Source organism: Phenylobacterium sp. (assembly GCF_037189685.1).
GTDB lineage: Bacteria > Pseudomonadota > Alphaproteobacteria > Caulobacterales > Caulobacteraceae > Phenylobacterium.
Window position 1 is genome coordinate 1 of sequence record NZ_JBBCIT010000031.1, and the last position, 20800, is coordinate 20800.

18 protein-coding genes are annotated in these 20800 nt (G+C 71.3%); 5 read left to right on the forward strand and 13 right to left on the reverse strand.

Annotation, left to right across the window (positions count from 1 at the left end):
* Positions 1–117: 117 nt before the first annotated feature.
* The 12 genes from metK to WG212_RS17895 form a co-directional block, all read right to left on the reverse strand.
* A complete protein-coding gene (metK, locus tag WG212_RS17840) occupies positions 118–1338 on the reverse strand; it encodes a methionine adenosyltransferase (protein WP_337188465.1) in 1221 nt (406 codons plus the stop codon).
* Positions 1339–1424: 86 nt separating this feature from the next.
* Entirely contained in the window at positions 1425–3041 is a 1617-nt protein-coding gene (gene lnt, locus WG212_RS17845; protein ID WP_337188466.1) for an apolipoprotein N-acyltransferase, read from the reverse strand.
* Positions 3042–3103: 62 nt separating this feature from the next.
* The gene (locus tag WG212_RS17850) at positions 3104–3949 is read right to left on the reverse strand and encodes a hemolysin family protein (protein WP_337188467.1); all 846 of its coding nucleotides are present in this window, start codon (positions 3947–3949) and stop codon (positions 3104–3106) included.
* A 34-nt stretch (positions 3950–3983) separates the two neighbouring features.
* Positions 3984–4463 carry an rRNA maturation RNase YbeY gene (gene ybeY / locus WG212_RS17855; protein ID WP_337188468.1) on the reverse strand — a complete coding sequence of 160 codons (480 nt, stop codon included), beginning with the start codon at positions 4461–4463 and terminating at the stop codon, positions 3984–3986.
* Positions 4460–5416, reverse strand: a complete 957-nt coding sequence (locus WG212_RS17860; protein ID WP_337188469.1) for a PhoH family protein — start codon at positions 5414–5416, stop codon at positions 4460–4462. The genes ybeY and WG212_RS17860 overlap by 4 nt, the downstream gene beginning before the upstream one ends.
* 13 nt (positions 5417–5429) lie before the next feature.
* Positions 5430–6761 carry a tRNA (N6-isopentenyl adenosine(37)-C2)-methylthiotransferase MiaB gene (miaB, locus tag WG212_RS17865; protein WP_337188470.1) on the reverse strand — a complete coding sequence of 444 codons (1332 nt, stop codon included), beginning with the start codon at positions 6759–6761 and terminating at the stop codon, positions 5430–5432.
* Positions 6762–6825: 64 nt separating this feature from the next.
* Positions 6826–7233, reverse strand: coding sequence for a Fur family transcriptional regulator (locus tag WG212_RS17870; RefSeq protein ID WP_337188471.1), 408 nt, complete (start codon positions 7231–7233; stop codon positions 6826–6828).
* A gap of 33 nt (positions 7234–7266) precedes the next feature.
* On the reverse strand, positions 7267–7722 hold the full coding sequence (locus WG212_RS17875) for a GNAT family N-acetyltransferase (protein ID WP_337188472.1): 456 nt from the start codon (positions 7720–7722) through the stop codon (positions 7267–7269).
* Entirely contained in the window at positions 7719–8372 is a 654-nt protein-coding gene (gene tsaB, locus WG212_RS17880; RefSeq protein WP_337188481.1) for a tRNA (adenosine(37)-N6)-threonylcarbamoyltransferase complex dimerization subunit type 1 TsaB, read from the reverse strand. Before tsaB ends, WG212_RS17875 begins: the two co-directional genes overlap by 4 nt.
* Positions 8373–8406: 34 nt before the next feature.
* Positions 8407–8988: a NifU family protein gene (locus tag WG212_RS17885; protein WP_337188473.1), complete on the reverse strand. Its 582-nt coding sequence runs from the start codon at positions 8986–8988 to the stop codon at positions 8407–8409.
* A gap of 67 nt (positions 8989–9055) precedes the next feature.
* The gene (locus tag WG212_RS17890) at positions 9056–10342 is read right to left on the reverse strand and encodes an amidohydrolase family protein (RefSeq protein WP_337188474.1); all 1287 of its coding nucleotides are present in this window, start codon (positions 10340–10342) and stop codon (positions 9056–9058) included.
* A complete protein-coding gene (locus WG212_RS17895) occupies positions 10339–11793 on the reverse strand; it encodes an amidohydrolase family protein (RefSeq protein WP_337188475.1) in 1455 nt (484 codons plus the stop codon). Before WG212_RS17895 ends, WG212_RS17890 begins: the two co-directional genes overlap by 4 nt.
* Before the next feature lie 255 nt (positions 11794–12048).
* On the opposite strand from WG212_RS17895, the gene WG212_RS17900 reads away from it, so the two are divergent.
* Positions 12049–13545 carry a hypothetical protein gene (locus WG212_RS17900; protein WP_337188476.1) on the forward strand — a complete coding sequence of 499 codons (1497 nt, stop codon included), beginning with the start codon at positions 12049–12051 and terminating at the stop codon, positions 13543–13545.
* Positions 13546–13594: 49 nt separating this feature from the next.
* On the opposite strand, the gene ppa is transcribed toward WG212_RS17900, so the two are convergent.
* Entirely contained in the window at positions 13595–14128 is a 534-nt protein-coding gene (gene ppa, locus WG212_RS17905) for an inorganic diphosphatase (protein WP_337188477.1), read from the reverse strand.
* Positions 14129–14338: 210 nt separating this feature from the next.
* On the opposite strand from ppa, the gene rimP reads away from it, so the two are divergent.
* From rimP to infB, 4 genes are all read left to right on the forward strand, one after another.
* A complete protein-coding gene (gene rimP, locus WG212_RS17910; RefSeq protein ID WP_337188478.1) occupies positions 14339–14902 on the forward strand; it encodes a ribosome maturation factor RimP in 564 nt (187 codons plus the stop codon).
* 11 nt (positions 14903–14913) lie between these two features.
* Positions 14914–16593 (forward strand): transcription termination factor NusA, encoded by a 1680-nt coding sequence (gene nusA, locus WG212_RS17915; RefSeq protein WP_337188479.1) that lies wholly within the window; start codon positions 14914–14916, stop codon positions 16591–16593.
* Between the two features lie 467 nt (positions 16594–17060).
* Entirely contained in the window at positions 17061–17720 is a 660-nt protein-coding gene (locus WG212_RS17920) for an RNA-binding protein (RefSeq protein ID WP_337188482.1), read from the forward strand.
* Between the two features lie 71 nt (positions 17721–17791).
* Positions 17792–20800: translation initiation factor IF-2 (gene infB, locus WG212_RS17925; RefSeq protein ID WP_337188480.1), on the forward strand; the 3009-nt coding region annotated here is incomplete at its 3' end.

A 20800-nucleotide genomic window follows, 5' to 3' on the forward strand; every position in this document is an offset into this window, starting at 1 on the left:
GATGTCGCAGGAAGCGCGCGACATCGACGCCGCTCCTCTTCGGAGATATCGACGTCCCATTCGTTCGTGGGTCCCGGTCTTCGCGACGCGAAACCGGGATGACACCTCGGGAGGAAGCTACGCGACGCTCTTCAGCGCATCCACGAGGTCGGTCTTTTCCCACGAGAAGCCGCCTTCGTTGTCGGGCTGGCGGCCGAAATGGCCATAGGCCGCGGTGCGGGCGTAGATCGGGCGGTTGAGTTGCAGGTGCTCGCGGATCGCCCGCGGCGTCGCCCCGCCGATCAGTTCGGGCAGGATGGTCTCCAGCTTGGCCGGATCGATCTCGCCGGTGTTGTGCAGGTCGACATAGAACGACAGGGGGCGCGCCACACCGATCGCGTAGCTGATCTGGATCGTGCACTTCCGGGCCAGGCCCGCGGCCACCACGTTCTTCGCCAGGTAGCGGCAGGCGTAGGCCGCAGAACGGTCCACCTTGGTCGGATCCTTGCCCGAGAACGCGCCGCCGCCGTGCGGGGCCGCGCCGCCATAGGTGTCGACGATGATCTTGCGGCCGGTCAGGCCTGCGTCACCGTCCGGCCCGCCGATCTCGAAACGTCCGGTGGGATTGACGTGCCACTTGGTCGCCTTGGTGATGAGACCGGCCGGGATCACGCCTTCCACGTAAGGCCGGATAAGGCCTTCGATCCGCTTGGGCGTGGCCGAGTGCAGGCCGATGCGCTTCTTGTGCTGGGTCGAGACGACGATCTCCAGGATCTCCACCGGGCGGCCGTCCTCGTAGCGGACGGTCACCTGGCTCTTGGCGTCGGGCTCCAGCACGGCGCATTCGCCCGAGTGGCGCACCTCGGCCAGCCGGCGCAGGATGTCGTGGCTGAACTGCAGCGGCGCCGGCATCAGCGAGGCGGTCTCGTCGCTCGCGTAGCCGAACATGATGCCCTGGTCGCCGGCGCCCTCGTCCTTCTTCTCGGTGGCGTCGACGCCCTGGGCGATGTGGGCCGACTGCTCGTGCAGATGGCAGGCGTACTTGGCCTTGGCCCAGTGGAAGCCCTTCTGTTCGTAGCCGATGTCCTTCACCGCGGCGCGGACCTTGGGCTCCAGGCTCTTCACAATCTCCTTGGTGAGGGCCTTGTTCTCGGCCTTCGAGCCGCCGGGCCGGCCCGCGCGGACTTCGCCCGCCAGCACGATGCGGTTGGTCGTCACCAGCGTCTCGCAGGCGACGCGGGCCTCGGGATTGGCGGCCAGGAAGGCGTCGACGACGGTGTCCGAGATCCGATCGGCGACCTTGTCGGGATGGCCTTCGGATACGCTCTCACTGGTGAAGATGTAGCTGGAACGGCTCAAGGGGAGACTCCGGGTAATGGATCGGCGCGCCAGGCGACCTGCACAGGAGCGACCTGCAAGTCGGGCGCCAGCCTATAAAGAAATCTTTATGTGGCGCCAAGCGATTGGCGGAGACCCGCTTCCGGGCTCCGGGGCCGACGACGGCGGCCCGCCAGCCAGGCCCCGGCCGAGAGCAGCAGCATGGCCGCGAAGGGCGCGTCGCCGATCCGGCTGTAGAGCGTGGGCGCGCCCGGCGACGGCAGCCGGGCGTCGATGATCCCGGCCTGCCCGAGGCCCAGCACACGGCGGGACAGGATGCGGCCCTGGGCGTCGATCACGGCCGAGACGCCCGTGGGAGTGGAGCGCACCATCGGCAGGCCCGCCTCGATGGCGCGATAGCTGGCGATGTTCAGGTGCTGCCATGGGCCGCTGGTCCCCCCGAACCACGCATCGTTCGAGATGTTCAGGATCCAGGCGGGCCGTTCGGCGCCGCCGGCCAGCCGGGGGAACAGCGCCTCATAGCAGATCAATGGCTGGAGGGCCGGCAGGCCCGGCAGCTCCAGCGGGCGCGGCGGGGGGCCGGCGGAGAAGTCGTCGGGCATCCGGACCAGCGCGCGGACGCCCAGGCGGTCGGCCAGGTCGCCCAGAGGCATGAACTCGCCGAACGGCACCAGCCGGTGTTTGTCATAGACCCCGATCACCCGAAGGGCCGGCCCCTCCCGGCGGAACGCCAGGAGCGTGTTGTAGTAGAGCCAGCCGTCGCCGCCGGCCGTGCGACCCTTCGGATCGGCCTCGACCCGGTTCGCCCCCATCAGCAACGTCTGGCCGGGCCGCACCGCGTCGCGCAGCCGCGGCGCAAAGGGCGACCCGGGCGCGAGCAGGTCGTCGATCACGGCGGGCAGGGCGCCTTCCGGCCAGATCACGATGTCGGGAACGGCGGCGGCGGGGCGGCCGGTCAGGTCCAGGTAGGCGTCGAAGACCGCGTTCAGGTTCTCGGGTTTCCACTTCTCCTTCTGGTCGATGTTGGCCTGGACGATGCGGACCACGGGCGCATCGGGGGCGTAGGGCGCCCGCGCCGCGGCGGCGAGCCGGCCCGCGCCGCCGGCGTACAGCGCCGTCAGCGCCACACCCGCCGCCATCAGCATGCCGGCCTGCGCCAGCCGCCGGACGGGCAGCATCAGCAACGCCGGCGCCGAGGCGATCGCCAGGGTGATCCAGGTCAGGCCGTAGGCGCCGAAGAGGGCGGCCGCCTGCGAGGGCGCGCTGCCCGCGCGCCAGGTCTCGCCCACCAGGTTCCAGGGCAGGCCCGTCAGCACGTGGCCTCGCAGCCACTCGGCCGCGGCGAACACCCCGGCGAACACCAGCGGCTTCCAGGCGCTGCGGGGCCGCAACGCCCGATACGCCACACCCGCCGCGCCCCAGAACAGCGCCAGCCCGCCGGCCATCAGGACGACGGCGAACGGCGCCATCCAGCCATGCGCCGCAACGTCCACCAGGAACGGCTCGGCGATCCAGAAGGTCGAAACCGCGAAGTAGCCCAGGCCCGCCAGCCAGCTCAGCCCGAACGCCGCCCGCAGCGGCCGCTCGCGCGTCGCCTCGAGCCGGAGCAGGAGGACGGCATAGCCCGCGAGGCCCACGATCACACCGAACGGCGGATGGGCGAACCCCGCCGCAAGACCCGCGAGCAGTGCGGTCAGGGGCGCATACCAGCGGGGACGGGTCACACGGCGCTCTTCACGCGGGACTCGCCTGGGGCGGGCGGAACCTGCCGTCCCGGGCTCGTCATTCAGGCCTCTACGGCTGCGGCGTCGGCCGGCTGGGCCAGGCGCACCCGCACCCGCTTCACACGACGTGGATCGGCGGCGAGCACCTCGAAGGTGAAACCGTCGGGATGCGCGATCGTCTCGTTCTTCTGCGGCACCCGCCCTGCCAGGGCGTTGAGCAGGCCGGCGACGGTGTCGATCTCCTCGTCCAGCGCTTCGGCCGCCAGGTCCGCCCCGTCGCCGATCGCCTGTTCCAGCTCTTCCAGGGGCGCACGGCCATCCACGATCCAGCCTTCGTCGTCGTGGACGATGGGCGCGAAGCCCTGGTCACCCGCCTCGTCGTGCTCGTCGTCGATGTCGCCGACCAGCGTCTCCAGCAGATCTTCCAGGGTGACGAGGCCGTCGGTGCCGCCGAACTCGTCGATCACCAGGGCCAGGTGTATCCGCCGCGCGCGCATGGTCGTGAGCAACTGGGCCGCGCTCATCGAGGGCGGCACGTACAATCCCTCGCGGACCAGATTGTGACGACCCATCAGGATGCGGTCGTCGGGCTTGGGCTGGCGGGTCTTGCGGGCCAGGAGCTTGAAGACGTCCTTCATGTGGACGACGCCCACCGGCTCGTCGAGCGTCTCCTTGTAGACCGGCATCCGGCTGTGTTCGGCCGCCACGAACCGGGCCGTCACCTCCGAGAAGGTGCAGCTGCGCTCCACGGCCACGATGTCGGGCCGCCGGCGCATGAGGTCGCCGACGCGCAGTTCCTCGAACGCCCGGGCGTGGCTGACGAGTTCGCCGCCGGCTTCGGTCAGGGACTCGGGGGATTCGTCGGCGGCCGTCTCGGCCGTCCGGCGGAAGAAATCGAAAAGCCGCACGAGCCCGAGCCATCCGTGGCGCGGGCTCCGTCGACTAGGAGGGTCCGGGTCGTTCATGCTCTCCCTCGCCGGCCGCATAGGGATCGGGAATCCCCAGCTCCGCCAGCACCGCGCGCTCGAAGCCTTCCATGGCTTCGGCCTCATCATCGCCGATGTGATCGTATCCGAGAAGGTGCAGAACGCCATGCACCGTCAGATGCTGGAGGTGATGCGCCAGCGGTTTGCCTTGCTCGGCAGCTTCGCGGGCGCAGACTCCGAACGCCAGGGCGATGTCGCCCAGGTGGAATTCCGGGTTCCGCGGCGCCGGGAAGCTGAGGACGTTCGTCGACGAGTCCTTCTGCCGGAATCTTACGTTCAGCTCCCGAACCGACTCGTCGTCGGTGAGCAGGATGGCGACGCCCTCGTGCGCGGCGCCCTCGCGGTCGAGCGCGACGAGGGCCGCGCCACGGACCAGCAGCTCCACGTCCGGCAAGGCCTCGGCCCAGGCGGGGTCCTCCACCTCGATGTCGATCACACCGTGCGCCCCCGCCGGGCCGCATCGGCGTCGTAGGCGCGCACGATCCGCTCCACCAGCGGGTGGCGGACCACGTCCTCGGCGCCGAAGCGGGTGACCCCGATTCCCTTCTCGCCCTCCAGCAGGCCGACGGCGTGCGCCAGGCCGCTGTCGCCGGGGTTCGGCAGGTCGATCTGGGTCGGGTCGCCGGTCACGGCCATGCGCGAACCCTCGCCCAGCCGGGTCAGCACCATCTTCATCTGCGCGCGGCTGGCGTTCTGCGCCTCGTCCACGATCACGAAGGCGTGGCTCAGGGTGCGGCCGCGGAGGAAGGCGATGGGCGCCACCTCGATCTCGCCCTTCTCGCGCCGCCGGCGGAGCTGCTCAGCCCCCAGGATGTCGGTCAGGGCCTCCCACACCGGCGCCATGTAGGGGTCGACCTTCTCGTTCATGTCGCCCGGGAGGAAGCCCAGCCGTTCGCCCGCCTCCACGGCCGGGCGCGAGACGATCAGGCGATCCACGGCCCCCCGCAGCAGCATGCCGGCGCCGTAGGCCACCGCCAGGAAGGTCTTGCCCGTGCCCGCCGGGCCCAGGCCGAACACCAGCTCACAGTCGGCCAGCGCCTGGAGATACCGGGCCTGCGTGGGCGTCTTGGGCGCCACCTGACCGCGACGGCCCACCGGCAGCGGCTGCGCCCCCGGGGCCCCGCCACCCGTGCGCGCCTGGCCGATGGCGACCCGCACGTCGGCCTCGACCACTTCGAAGCCCTGGTCGGCGCGGGCCGCGATCGCCTGCACCGCCTTCTTGGCCTGGCCGCGCGATTTCGCGTCGCCCGACAGCGAGACGCCGCCGCCGGGGGTTTCCAGCAGCACGCCGAAGGCGTCTTCGATCAGAGCCGCGTGTCGGCTGTTCGCGCCGGCCACGGCGCGGACAGCCTCGTCGGACAGCGGTACGAATTCGGGGGCGCGGCTCATCGGGGGGCGCGGCTCAAGCCGCCTCCAGTTCCAGCACGCCGGCGAGGGAGTTCTTCGCCGCGCGTTCGATCGTCACCGGAACGATCCGGCCCAGCAATCGGTCCGGCGCCGTCACATGGACCGCCTGAAGATAGGGGCTCTTGCCCACGAGCTGGCCCGGATGGCGGCCGGCCTTCTCGAACAGCACCGGCAGGGTGCGGCCGGCCTGGGCCGCGTTGAACGCCTGCTGCTGTTCGTCCAGCAGGGCCTGGAGCCGCCGGAGCCGTTCGTCGGCGACCTCGGGCGCGACCTGGCCCATCATGGCCGCCGCGGGCGTGCCGGGCCGGCGGGAATACTTGAACGAGAACGCACTGGCGTAGCGCACCTCGCGCACGAGCTGCAGCGTGGCTTCGAAATCGGCGTCCCGTTCGCCCGGGAAGCCGACGATGAAGTCCCCCGAGATCGCGATGTCGGGCCGGGCGGCGCGTATCCGCTCGATCAGGCGCACATAGCTCTCGGCCGTATGCGCGCGGTTCATGGCCTTCAGCACCTTGTCCGACCCGGCCTGCACCGGCAGGTGCAGATACGGCATCAGCGCCTCGACCTCGCCGTGGGCGGCGATCAGGGCGTCGTCCATGTCGCGCGGATGGCTGGTGGTGTAGCGGATCCGATCCAGGCCCGGGATCGTCGCCAGGCGGCGGACGAGGCCGGCGAGACCGCCGTCGCCCTGATAGGCGTTGACGTTCTGGCCCAGCAGGGTGACCTCGCGCACGCCCTTCTCGGCCAGGGCGCGGGCTTCGGCCTCGATGGCTTCGGCCGGGCGGCTCCACTCGCCGCCGCGCGTGTAGGGCACGACGCAGAAGGTGCAGAACTTGTCGCAGCCCTCCTGCACCGTCAGGAACGCCGAGACGCCGGCCGGATTGCGGGCGGCGGGCAAGGCGTCGAACTTCTCGTCGGGGGCGAAGTCGGCGGCCAGGCGCTCGCCACGCGCGCGGTGGGCGCGGGCGATCAGCTCGGGGAGCTGATGATAGGCCTGGGGGCCCACCACCAGGTCGACGGCCGGCTGGCGGCGCATGATCTCCTCGCCCTCGGCCTGGGCCACGCAGCCGGCCACGGCGATGGTCATGCCGCCCGGCTTCTCCTGCTTCAGGCGCTTGAGCTGGCCCAGTTCGGAATAGACCTTCTCGGTGGCCTTCTCGCGGATATGGCAGGTGTTGAGCACCACCAGGTCGGCGCCCGCCGGATCATCGGTGACGCCGTAACCCAGCGGCGCAAGGACGTCGGCCATGCGCTCGCTGTCGTAGACGTTCATCTGACAGCCGTACGTCTTGATGTAGAGGCGCTTTGCGGGCGCGGGCTCGGACATGCCGCGCGTTATGGGGACGCGGGCGCGCAGGCGCAATCCCTCCCCTTTGAACGGGAAGGGCGAGCTAGTCCTCGAGCGGCACCCCATAGAGCTCCAGCCGGTGGTCCACCAGCTTGTAGCCGAGCTTGCGCGCGATGGCTTCCTGCAGGGCCTCGATCTCGGCGTCCACGAACTCGATGACCTTGCCCGTCTTCATGTCGATGAGGTGGTCGTGGTGCTCGTCGGTGTGTTCTTCGTAGCGCGAGCGGCCGTCGCGGAAATCGAGCCGGTCGATGATGCCCGCCTCCTCGAACAGGCGGACGGTGCGGTAGACGGTGGCGATCGAGATGTGCGGGTCGATGGCGTGCGCGCGCCGGTGCAGTTCTTCCACGTCGGGATGGTCGTCGGATGCCGACAGCACGCGCGCGATCACCCGGCGCTGCTCGGTCATGCGCATGTTCTTCTCGAGGCAGAGCTTCTCGATTCGATCCACGGGGGCCCCTTTCCGTCTCGCCTTAGGATAGGTCTAGAGGTCCGCGTTTGTAAGGTCGAGACGCATCACGAGTGCGTCGGCGCGCCCGTTCGCGCCACGGTCGTAGTAGCCGCGCCGCAGGCCCGCGCGCACGAAGCCCAGGCGGGTGTAGAGGCCGATGGCGGACAGGTTGCCGACATCCACTTCCAGGAAGATCTCACTCGCGCCCCCGCCCCGCGCGGCCCCCAGGGCCGCGGCCATCAGGGCCTTGGCGACCCCGCGTTGTCGCGCCCAGGGCGCAACGCCCACGGTCAGGATCTCGGCTTCCCCGCCGACGATACGGACAAGCACCACGCCCGCGGCGTCGCCGGCCTCGGCCAGGAATCCCGCCACGCCCGGCTGGGCGAGGATCTCCCGGAAGTCGGTCTCGTCCCAGGGCCGGTCGAAGGCCTGGGCGTGGGCCGAGGCCAGGGCCGGGGCGTGGGCCGGGACGGCAGGGTGGAGCTTCACGGCTGGACACCGTCCGGCAGCCGCCCGCCCGGAAGCTTCGCGTCGGGCGCGCGCAGGTAGAGCGGCCGGAGCGGCGCGGGCGACCGCCGGGCCGCCAGCCGCGCCACGAGGCGGGCGTCGCAGCCGGCGGAGGTCAGCACGGCCGCGCCGGGCGCAGCGGACGCCAGCAGGGGCGCGCCCGAGCCCACCAGCGTCAGGGAGCGGCCCTGGGCCAGCTCCGCCAGTCGCGCAACCGCGGTTCCGACCGGCAGCACGTCGGGCGCCATCAGCGCCTCTCCGCCGTCGAAGACCTGGAGATAGAGCTGGTCGCGGCGCGCGTCGATGGCCGCGGCGACCATCCCCTCCGCCTCGGCGGCGAGCGCCTCCAGCGCGCCCACGCCCGCGGCCGGTCGGCCCAGGGCCGAGGCGAGGCCCTTGGCGAAGGCCACCCCGACGCGAAGCCCCGTGAACGAGCCCGGCCCCACCGTCGCGCCGACGAGATCCAGGTCGGCGAAGGCGCGCCCAGCCTCGGCCATCGCCGTCCGAACCATCGGGGCCAGCCGCTCCTGGTGCCCACGGGCCATGGCTTCGTTGTGGTGCGCGAGCACGGTCCCGCCGTCCACCACGGCGACCGAGCAGGCGTTCAGGCAGGTGTCGAGGCCCAGGACCAGCATCGATCCTCGCCTATCGCGTTCGCCTCGGGCCTCAAAGAGCCTGTTCGACGGCGGTCACTTCCGGGACGTAGTGCTTCAGCATGTTCTCGACGCCCTGCTTCAGGGTCGCCGAGGACGAGGGGCAGCCCGAACAGGCGCCGCGCATGTGCAGCCAGACCACCCCGGTGTCGACGTCGAAGCGGTTGAACAGGATGTCGCCGCCGTCCTGCGCCACGGCGGGACGGATGCGGGTGTCCAGAAGGTCCTTGATCTCGGCCACGATCTGGGCGGTCTCGCCCTCGTAGGCGCCCCCGTCGTGATCGTCGTCACCGGACGCGGCGTCCGCGCCTTCGTTCAGCAGCGGCCGGCCCGAGGTGTAGTGATCCATGATCGCCGCCAGGACCGGCGCCTTGATCAGCGGCCAGTCCACCGAGGGATGCTTGCCCACGGTGATGAAATCGGGGCCGAAGAATACCCGGTTCACGCCGGTCACCTCGAACAGCTCGGCGGCCAGCGGCGAAGCGCCGGCCTCCTCGGGGCTGCGGAAGTCGCGCGCGCCCTCGCCCAGGACGTCCCGCCCGGGCAGGAACTTCAGCACCTCGGGGTTCGGCGTGGCTTCGGTCTGGATGAACATGCCGCAGATGTGGCGCTGGACCGCCCCGAGCGCAAGTTTTCCCGCCCGCCCGGAGAACGCGCGCCCCTCAGTTCGCCGGCGCGAGCACCGTCCCGATATAGCGGTCGCGCAACAGGCGGTTGCGCGCGGTCAGGGGCTGTTCGACGCCGCGGATCATCACCATCCGCGCCACCGTCGTCGTCTCCAGCGGGTCGCCGCTCCAGAGCACGAGGTCGGCCTCCTTGCCCGGCTCGATCGAGCCGAACCGGTCCGAGAGCCCGAAGATCCTCGCCGGGTTGAGCGTGATCGCCGCCAGCGCCTCGTGCGGCGTGATCCCGAAGCGCGCCGCCCGTCCGGCCAGATAGCGCGGCGTGCGGATCAGGAAGACGATGCGGGCCACGCTGGGCTTGAACGCCACCAGCACGCCGGCCCGGCTCAGGATCGCGGCGTTCTCGTAAGTCGCGTTCAGGTTCTCCCACTGGAAGGCCTGGTTCTCTTCGGCGTCGATCACGACCGGGACCTTCGCCGCCGCGATCTCGCGCGCCAGCATCCAGGCCTCCGAGCCGCCCGACAGGATCACCCGCACCTTCTGCTCGCGCGCGAACGCCAGGACATTGCGGATGTCGGAGGCGCGGTTCGCCTCGACCAGCAGCGGTTCGCGGCCCTCGGCCACGGGGACCAGCGCCTCGAGGTCGGCGCGCGAGAGGGACAGTTCCTCCAGCCGCGCCGGATCGACCGAGGCGGGATTGCGGGCATGGGCGCGGGCGTCGGCCAGCGCTCGGGCGAGCTGGACGAAGAGGGCCCCGCGCGAGCCGCCCGCCGCCGAGGCCCCCATCTCGCCGGCGTCGAGATAGAGCGCCGCTCGTGGCTGGACGGTCAGGTCGCCGCCTTCGGCCAGGTGGATGACCGCCGCTTGGCCGCCGAACAGGCGCGGCGGCGTATTCGGCGGCCGCATCTGGGGATTGGGCGTGACCACCGCGCGCGTCACCCCTTCGATCCGCGCCTCGGGGATCTGCGGCGAGTTGGGGTTCACGTCGCTCAGCACGTCGAAGCCGGCGCTGAGGCGCGGGTTGTTCGAGCCCCGGCCGCCGTAGCCGCTGCCGATGGTGTCGTTCAGGCCGATGGGCGTGACCGTGGCCACGAGGCCGGGGGTCAGGATCTGGCCCTTCGCGTCGATGACGCGGGCGTCCGACGGAACGGCGATCCCCGCGCCCACCGCGACGATCCGTCCGTCGCGGACCACGACCGCGCCACGGGCGATGTCGCCCCCCGGACCCTGGGTCAGGACCCGGGCGTTGACGATGGCCACCGTCTCGGCGGCGGCGGGACCCCCGCCCAGGAGCAGCGCGGCGGCGAACAGCAGGCGGCGGATCATCGCGGCGCCCCCAACCCCTGAGGCGCAGGCCGGGGCGGCGAGGCGGGCCGCCGGGCGTTGCCGAGTTCGAAGTCCGACCGGGGCGGCCCCGGCGGGGCGGCCCGGTCGTAGGCCAGGGCCCCGTCGATGAACACCAGGTCGGGCAGGCTGTAGACGCTCAGCGGATCGGCGCTCCAGAGGACGACGTCGGCCGCCTTGCCCGCCTCCAGCGACCCGGTCCGCTCGTCGATCCCGACGACCCGGGCGGCGTTGATCGTGACCCAGGCGATGGCCTCCTCGGGCGTCGTGCCCAGCCCCGCCTCGCGCCCGGCCGCCATGGCGCGCGCCGCCTCGTGGTTCAGGTGCTGGATCAGGCGCACGTCGTCCGAGTGCATGGCTGCCACGCCGCCCGCCTTCTGGACGAAGGCCGCGGTCTCCATCACCGAGTCGTAGGCTTCCATCTTGTAGCCCGACCAGTCGCCGGCCCAGGTGACGACGGCGATCTTCTCGCGGGCCAGCAGGGGCGCGATCTTGAAGGCCTCGAGCGCGTGGTGGAACGCCGCGATCCGGAAACCGAACTCGTGGCTGAGATCGATCATCTGGATCATCTCGTCGGCCCGGTAGCAGTGGATATGGACCTTGATGTCGCCGGCCAGGGCGGCGGCCACGGTCTCCAGCATCAGGTCTCGGCGAGGCGGGTCGCCGCTGCCGCGCCGGCGCCAGTCGGCCCAGCGCTGGGCGTACTCCTGGGCCGATATGAAGGTGTTGCGATAGCCCATCATGCCGCCGGCGCGCGTGCCGGGACGGCCGCCCCCGCCGCCGGTCGGGTTCTCCCCGCAGGCCATCTTCAGCCCATAGGGCGCGCCGGGGAACTTCATGCCCTGGGGCGCGAGGGCCGGGACGTTCTTGAGCGTGACGGTGCGGCCGTTGAACAGGTTGGACGACCCCGGAAGGATCTGGATCGTCGTGACTCCCGCCTCCAGGGCGCGCTCGAACATCGGGTCCTGCGTCCAGACCGTGTGCTCGATCCAGATCCCGCCCGGGTTCGGGCCGCTCTCGTTGCTGCCGTCGCCGTTGGCGCCCGAGGGGCTGGACCCGGCCCCGATGTGGGCGTGGGGGTCGATGAGGCCGGGGGTCAGCCAGCGTCCGCCGGCGTCGATCACGCGGACGTCGGCCGGCCGCGCCACATCGCGGCCCACCGCGACGACCTTTCCGTCCCGGATCAGCAGCGACCCGCCGTCGATCCGCGGGCCCGCGCCGGTCAGGATCGTCGCGTTGACGATGAGGACCGGCGGAGCCGCCGGCGCCTCATAGGTGGACGGGAAGGGATCGGCGCGCGCGGCGGGGTCCAGGCCCGCACGGATCGTCCTGGGGGCCGTCGCGTCGGCGGCGGGCGGCGTCGCGGCGGACGCACAGGCCGCGAGCGGCAGGGCCAGGGCGGCCGCCAGCACGAACCCGGACGATCTCCACATCGCGAAACACCCCAGAGACCTGCCGGCCACGCAAAGTCCGGCAAGTGAAATCTAGTCCAGTATATGCGCAAGTTTTATTCGAGCTATGTTGCCAACGGCGCAATGTGGCATCGTTCTTCTGCATCCAAGCTCAATCGCGCATATTCTTGTGCTTCCGACGAACACCAGGGACGCCCGACGGGCCGCCGGAACGGCGAGGCCTTGCCGCGGCCGTCGAGCGCGAGACGGATGCGACTGGACAGTGAGGAGTCACGCATGCCCTACGCGCCCCATCTCGACCGCCGAGGCCTCCTGGGCGCCGCGGCCGCGGGCCTCACCGGCGCTCTGACCGGCGCGCTGGCGAGCACGCCGGCGTGGGCCCAGGCGCCTGTGCCGGTCTCCTCCGCGCCGCCCGTCCCGCCCGCCATCCGCAAGGGCCGGCTCGCCGTCCGCGGACGGACGATCGCCTACGCCTCCGAGGCGGCCGAACGGGTGATGCGCGATCCGGCCGGCGCGGCGCGGGCCACGATGTTCTCGGTCAGCTACATCGAAGATGGCGCCGCTCCGAAGACCCGGCCGGTCAGCTTCATCTGGAACGGCGGCCCCGGCGGCGCGACCTGGCACCTGCGCGAACACCTGTCGCCGAAGATCACCCAACGGGCCGACACGCCGCGCGGCTACGCCTTCGTGGGCAATGCCGACAGTCCGATCGACGTCAGCGACCTCGTGTTCATCGACGCGCCGGGCACGGGCTACAGCCGCTTCCTCGCCGAGGACGCCAAGCCGGAATACTGGGGTGTCGAGGCCGATGGCCGCGCCTTCGCCGATTTCATCGCCGGCTGGCTGGCCGACCACGGCCGGCTGGAGTCCCCGGTGTTCCTGGTGGGCGAAAGCTACGGCGGCACGCGCGCGGGACAGGTCGCCAAGCTGCTGGCCGCCCGGCCCCGACCCGTGAACCTGACCGGTATCGTCCTGATCTCGCCCACGCTGGGCAGCGGCGGACCGCCCGACCCGCCGGCCCCCGTCCTCGTCCTGCCCAGTTTCGCCGCCGTCGCACACCATCACCGACGCGGGGCCCATTCCGCGAAGCCGCTGGAAACGGTGGTCCGGGAGGCCGAACGGTTTGCCGACGGTCCCTATGCCGCCGCCCTGGCCCGCGGGGCGGCCCTGCCGGCCGCCGAGCGGGAGGCCGTCGCCGGACAGGTGGCGGGGTTCATCGGCCTGTCGCGCCAACTCGTCCTCGACGCCGGCCTCACGCCCTCGATCCCGCAGTTCCGCGAGCAGCTTCTCGCCGACCAGGGCCAACGCCTGGGCGGGGGCGACGCCCGCGAAGCCCGGGTCCCGCCGCCGCCCGGCCAGGACAGCGTGCTGAGCGTCGCCGACGGGTACGACCTGGGCGAGTCCATCGTGAGGCTGCTGACCGACGAACTGGGCTACACGCCGGCGGGCCCGTACTGGCGCGACCCGGTCGAGGCCAACCGCCGTTGGAACCCGACTCTGACCGGGCCCGGATATGCGCCGTCGATCTTCAAGGGCCTGACCGCTTTGGAGGGCCCGGCCGCGCCGAGGCCGAAGATCTTCCTCGTCGCCGGCTGGTTCGACCTGGTCGTCCCCTATCGCCGCCCGCTTGGCGCGCTCACGGTCGCCGGCTTCGCGCCCGGCCAGTTCGAGGCCAGGGTCTATCCGGCCGGCCACGGCGTCTACGAGGACCTCGCCACCCGGGCGCGGAGCACCGACGACCTGCGCGCCTTCTACCGGCGCGCGCTGGGGTGAGGCCCGCGGCGCCGGCTCTGGCCGGACTCAGATCAGACTCAGATCGGACTCAGGCCTGGGCGTTGTAGCGCTCGATCGAGATCTTGATCAGCTCGGCGGCCTCGGCCGGGTCGGCCCAGCGCACGATGTCGACCGACTTGCCCTTCTCCAGGTCCTTGTAGTGCTGGAAGAAGTGGGCGATCTGCTCGGTGAGGATGGCCGGCAGCGAGCGCCACGAATCCACGCCCGCGTAGAACGGGTGCAACTTGTCCACCGGCACGGCCAGGATCTTCTCGTCGCCGCCGGCCTCGTCACGCATGATCAGCGCGCCCACCGGCCGCGCCCGGATGATCGCGCCCGGCACCACGGGCGTCGGCCCCACCACGATGATGTCCATCGGGTCGCCGTCATCGGCCAGGGTGTGCGGGATGAAGCCGTAGTTGCCGGGATAGAACATCGCCGTGTGCAGGAAACGGTCGACGAAGATCGCACCCGACTCCTTGTCGATCTCGTATTTCACCGGCTCGCCGCCCTGCGGAATCTCGATCAGGGCGTTGACGTCGTACGGCGGGTTCTCGCCGACGGGAATCTTGGACAGGTCCATTGGGGGAGGGTCTTTCCGGGACACACAGAAGGCGCCGCGTCTCTAGGGGGCGCGCGGGGTGGCGTAAAGGGCGGAGCGACTCATCGGGGCTGACAACCGCCCATTCCCCCGCTATATACCTCTCCAACATCGCTGATCGCGCTGGATGGCGCTTTCAAGCGGCGGGCTCCGGCCCGACCGCTTTTTTCTTTGCCGGAGGCCAGGGTTCCCTTGCGCGGGAAGACTGCAGAAGACCTGAGGCTTGTGGAGCTGCTCGATCCCGTCGCCGAGGCGGCGGGCTACGAGATCGTGCGCCTGCGGCTGATGGGCGGCGCCGAGCGGCGGCGGCTTCAGATCATGGCCGAGCGCCCGCCGCCCCCGGGCCAGGCCGAGGGCGAGATGACGGTCGAGGACTGTTCGCGCCTGTCGCGCAAGGTCTCCGAGGTGCTGGACGCCGCCGACCCCATCTCCGGCGAATACGTTCTGGAGGTCAGCTCGCCCGGCATCGACCGCCCGCTGACCCGCCCCAAGGACTTCGAGGCCTTCGAGGGTTTCGAGGTGCGGCTGGAGCTGGACCGGCTGGCCGAGGGCCGCAAGCGGTTCCGCGGCGTGCTGGCCGGTCTCGAGGGCGACCAGGTGGCCATCGACCTGGACGGCGAGGCCGAGACCGCGCTGGTCCCCTTCGCCTGGATCGTCGAGGCCAAGCTGGTGCTGAACGACGACCTCATGAAGCGGGGGGCCGAGAGCCGCGCCGCCCGCCTTTCCGCTGAACAACACGAACAGACGCCCGACTAGAGGAACCCCCCATGAGCGTGACCGGGATTTCCGCGAACCGCCTCGAACTGCTCCAGATCGCCGAGGCCGTGGCCCGCGAGAAGGCGATCGACAAGGAGATCGTCATCGAGGCGATCGAGGAGGCGATCCAGAAGGGCGCGCGCGCCCGCTACGGCGCCGAGCACGACATCCGCGTCCACATCGACCCCAAGACCGGCGAGACCACGATCAAGCGCGTGGTCACGGTGGTGGCCGACGACGCCGTGTTCGGCGGCGGGATCGACGAGGAGACGGGCGAGGAGCTGCCGTTCGAGGAGCCGCCGGGCATCCTGCGCCTGGCGGAGGCCAAGCGCCGCGACAAGGCCGCCGAGATCGGCACCGTCTACGAGGAGCTGCTGCCGCCGTTCGAGTTCGGCCGGGTGCAGACCCAGATGGCCCGCCAGGTGGTGATGGGCAAGGTCCGCGACGCCGAGCGCGAGCGCCAGTACGAGGAATACAAGGACCGCGTCGGCGAGATCGTGAACGGCACGGTCAAGCGGGTCGAATACGGCAACGTGGTCGTGGACCTGGGCCGCGGCGAGGGCATCATGCGCCGCGACCAGTCGATCCCGCGCGAGAACTTCAACATCGGCGACCGCATCCGCTGCTACATCTACGACGTCCGCCGCGAGACGAAGGGTCCCCAGATCCTGCTCAGCCGCGCGCACGGCGGCTTCATGGCCAAGCTGTTCGCGCAGGAAGTGCCGGAAGTGTACGACGGCGTCATCGAGATCCGCGCCGTGGCCCGCGACCCGGGCAGCCGCGCCAAGATGGCGGTCATCTCGAACGACAGCTCCATCGACCCCGTCGGCGCCTGCGTCGGCATGCGCGGCAGCCGCGTGCAGGCGGTGGTGGCCGAACTGCAGGGCGAGAAGATCGACATCATCCAGTGGAGCCAGGACGAGGCCACGTTCATCGTGAACGCCCTGGCCCCCGCCGAGGTCTCCAAGGTGGTGATGGACGAGGAGGACGAGCGCGTCGAGGTCGTCGTGCCCGACGAGCAGCTCTCGCTGGCCATCGGCCGCCGCGGCCAGAACGTCCGCCTCGCCAGCCAACTGACGGGCTGGCAGATCGACATCATGACCGAGAGCCAGGAGAGCGAGCGCCGCCAGCGCGAGTTCACCGAGCGCACGGCGCTGTTCCAGGAGGCCCTGGACGTGGACGAGGTCATCGCCCAGCTCCTGGTCACCGAGGGCTTCGCCAGCGTCGAGGACGTGGCCTATGTGGACGTGTCCGAGATCGCCTCGATCGAGGGCTTCGACGAGGACACCGGCGAGGAGATCCAGACCCGGGCCCGCGAGTACCTGGACAAGGAAGCCGCCGAATACGACGCGAAGCGCCGCGAACTGGGCGTCGAGGACGGCCTGCTGGAGATCGAAGGGATCACCCTGCCGATGGCGGTGGCCCTGGGCGAGGGCGACGTGAAGAGCGTCGAGGACCTGGCCGGCCTCGTGCCCGACGACCTGCGCGGCTGGTTCGAGACCAAGAACGGCGAACGCGTGCGCGAGCCGGGCATCCTGGAAGCCTTCAACCTCGACCCGCAGGACGCCGAGCTGCTGATCATGCGCGCCCGGATCGTGATGGGCTGGGTCGAGGCGCCGCCCGAAGAGCCCGAGGTGTCGGACGAAGGCTACGCCGAGGCGGAAGCCGTCGGCGAAGCCCAAGACGCCTAAGGGCCGGAGAGGTGGCCCGCTCGTGCTCAGACGTGGTGAACATCAACCTCTAGCTCTCCTTCTCCGGGAAGGTGCGTCGGGTGATGGCGTCGTGGCTGAGGACGCGGAGGCCTGCTCTTGCACGAAAAAGCCCTTCTCTGCGCTGGGGAGGGGAGCATGACCTTTCAGCGACCGCGCACTGGCGCGACGGCGACGGGGCTCGCCCGAAGCCTCCGCCGCCGCTTGGAAAGCCAGGGCTATCGGGTCGTTCGTTTCACCACGCGCGAAGTCGATGCGGACGTCTTCGATTGCATTGAAAAGGTCAAAGCCCTCCTCCTCGATGGAGGAGGGTTGGGTGGTGGTGAGGACTGGGCGCTGCAGAGAGGATGCGAGTGGGCGCCAATGCCCAACGGCGCTCCGACGGGCAAAGCCTGCATCCACCACCATCCCCGGCCCTTCCTCCATCGAGGAGGAGGGGGGGGATGAACATGCTCCAGAATTCAGGCGCGCGGACCCACGCCCAGGCCTCGCGCGAGCGGCGCGACATCGTCTCGGGCGAGGTGATGCCCGAGGCGCGGCTGATCCGGTTCGTGATCGGCCCCGACGGCGCCGCCGTGCCGGACCTGGCGCGCAAGCTGCCCGGGCGGGGCATGTGGGCGGCCGCCGACCGCGCCTCGGTCGCCACGGCGGCGAAGAAGGGCCTCTTCGCCCGCTCGGCGAAGGCGCCGGTCAGGGCCGCACCCGACCTGGCGGACCAGGTGGAGGCCCTGCTTCGGGCGCGCATTCTGGCCGGCCTGGGGCTTGCGCGGCGCGCCGGAGACCTTACCTCGGGGTTCGAGAAAGTGGCCGCCGCCATCGGGGCGGGCAAGGCGGCTTGGCTGATCGAGGCGACGGACGGCGCCGCCGACGGCCGCCGAAAGCTTCTGGCGCTTGCGCGCCACCAGTCTCCGCGCCCCGGCCTCCTGGCCATATACGGCTCGACCGAATTGGGTTTGGCCTTGGGGCTGGAGAATGTGATACACACCGCCTTCCTTGCGGGGCGAGCCGCCGAGCGTTGGGCCGAAGATGTCCGGCGCCTGGCGGGTTTCAGTCCGCTCCTTCCTGAGGATTGGCGCGAGGAGCCTGTCGAGGCCAAGCGGGAGCCCTAGGGCTTTCCGCCTCTCGACGTTGATGGATGTGCGTTGTCCGGGATCCGCCCGGGGCCGAGTAAAGCGAGCGAATGAGCGAGAACGACAACAACGGCCGTAAGCCCCTGACCCTGAAGCCCCGCACCGGCGGGTCCGTCAGCTCGGGCACGGTGAAGCAGAGCTTCAGCCACGGCCGGACGAAGACGGTGGTGGTCGAGACGAAGCGCGCGCGCCCCCACGCGCAGGCTGGCGGCAACCTGGCCGCACCGTCCGCTGCCGAACGTCGCGCCTACGAACCGCCGCGCCCGACCGCGCCGACGCAGGGCGCGCCGCGGTCGACGCCGAACGACGGCCTCTCGGCCGAGGAACGCGCCGCACGCCAGCGCGTGATCGAAGCCGCGCGCGCGCGTCAGGCCCAGGAAGAGGCCGAGCGCCGCGCCCGCGAAGAGCGCCAGCGCGCCGAAGACACCGCGCGCGCGGCCCAGGCGCAAGCCCAGGCTGCGGCGGCGAAGGCTGCGGCCCAGGCCGCCGCCGCACCGCCCCCGCCACAGACCGTCGAGACCGCAGCCCCGGCCGCCTCTGCGCCTGCGCAAGCCGCGCCGCCCGCCCAGGCCCCGACGGTCCAGGCCCAGGCTCCGGCGCCCCAAGCCCCGGCGCCCCAGGCTCCGGCCCCTCAGGTTGCTCCTCAAGCTCAAGCCTCGCAGGCTGCAGCGCCTCAGGCCGCTCCGCCGCGCGCCCCCGCGCCGCATTCGACGGCGCCGGGCCAGACCCGCACCTACCAGCCGTCGCCCGACCGGCGCGACGATCGCCCGACCACCACCACCTACCGTCCCGACCGGCCCCCGGCCGGCAGCCGGTTCGACGGCGCCACGTTCAACCAGCGCGCCCCGCGCCGCGATGACGATCGCCCGCGCCCGCCGCGCCGCGACGATGATCGCGGCCCGCGCCGCGATGACCGGCCTCAGGGCGGAGCCCCGGGCGGACCCCGTCCCGAAGGCGGAACCGTCCGGTATTCCGCGCTTGCGCCCCGGCCCGCGCCGGGCGGACCCCGCGGCCCTGGCGGTCCCGGCGGTCCCCGTGGCCCGCGCATCGGACCGGCCGCCGCGCCGCCCGCGACTCCCGAGGTCCAGCGCGCCGCACGCCAGGCGCCCCGCCCGGGCGGCTCGATCATGGACCGCCGCGACGAGGACGATCGTCGCCGCGCCAATGACGCCGGCAAGGGCGCGATCAGCCGCGCCAAGGGCGCGCCGAACCGCCGCGAAGGCCGCCTGACGATCCAGGCCGTGGCCGGAGACGCCGAGGGCGCCGAGCGGATGCGCTCGCTTGCCTCCGTGCGCCGCGCCCGCGAGCGCGAGCGCGAGAAGCGCAAGGGCGGCGCCGTCGAGCAGGCCCGCGTGGCCCGCGAGGTCATCATCCCCGACGTGATCACGGTGGGCGAACTCGCCAACCGCATGGCCACGCGCGGCGTCGAGATCATCAAGTTCCTGATGCGTCAGGGCGTGATGCTGAAGATCAACGACGTCATCGACAACGACACCGCCGAGCTGGTGGCGACCGAGTTCGGCCATACCGTGAAGCGCGTCTCGGAGTCCGACGTCGAAGAGGGCTTCATCGGCGCCGAGGACCTGGACGACCATCTGGAGTCGCGCCCCCCGGTGGTGACCGTCATGGGTCACGTCGACCACGGCAAGACCTCGCTGCTCGACGCCCTTCGCTCCACCGACGTGGTGTCGGGCGAGCACGGCGGGATCACCCAGCACATCGGCGCCTACCAGGTGCGGCTGGAGAACGGCCAGCGCGTGACCTTCCTGGACACGCCCGGCCACGCGGCCTTCTCGGCCATGCGGGCGCGCGGCGCCAACGCCACCGACATCGTCATCCTGGTGGTGGCGGCGGACGATGGCGTGATGCCCCAGACGATCGAGGCCATCCAGCACGCCAAGGCGGCCGGCGCCCCGATCATCGTGGCGATCAACAAGATCGACAAGCCGGACGCCGACCCGACCCGCGTGGTCAACGAGCTGCTCCAGCACGAGATCGTGGTCGAGAGCCTGGGCGGCGACACCCAGGCGGTCGAGGTGTCGGCGACGCAGAAGATGGGCCTCGACGACCTGATCGAGAACATCCTGCTGCAAGCCGAGGTCCTGGACCTGAAGGCCAACCCCGACCGCGTGGCGGACGGCATGGTCATCGAGGCCAAGCTGGACAAGGGCCGTGGCGCGGTCTCGACCGTGCTGGTCAAGCGCGGCACGCTGAAGCGCGGCGACATCGTCGTGGCCGGCGCCAATTTCGGACGCGTCCGCGCCCTGCTGAACGAACGCGGCGAGCAGCTCGACTCGGCCGGCCCGTCGGTGCCGGTGGAGATCCTCGGCCTGGACGGCACGCCCGATCCGGGCGAGCCCTTCGCCGTGGTCGAGAACGAGGCCCGCGCCCGCGAGCTGACCGAGTACCGCACGCGCGTGAAGCGCGAGAAGGCCGGCGCGCCGGTCGCCTCGGCCTCGCTCGCCGACATGATGGCCAAGCTGGCCGACAAGAAGGTCTCGGAGCTGCCGGTCATCATCAAGGCCGACGTCCAGGGCTCGGCCGAAGCCATCGTGGGCTCGCTGGACAAGCTGGCCACCGACGAGGTCCGCGCGCGGATCATCCTATCGGGCGCCGGCGGGATCAACGAGTCGGACGTGCTGCTGGCCAAGGGCGCCGGCGCCCCGATCCTCGGCTTCAACGTCCGCGCCTCGAAGCAGGCCCGCGACCTGGCCGAACGCGAAGGCGTCGAGATCCGGTACTACGCGATCATCTACGACCTGATCGACGACATCAAAGGCGTGCTCTCGGGCATGCTGGCGCCGATCCAGCGCGAGACCTTCCTGGGCAACGCCGACGTCCTCCAGGCCTTCGACATCACCACGGTGGGCCGCGTCGCCGGTTGCCGGGTCACCGAGGGCGTGGTTCGCCGCGGTGCCCGCGTCCGGATCATCCGCGAAGACATCGTCGTCCTGGAACTGGGCACCCTGCGGACCCTCAAGCGCTTCACGGACGAAGTCGCCGAAGTGGGCTCGGGCGTCGAGTGCGGGATGTTCTTCGAGGGCTTCCAGGACATCAAG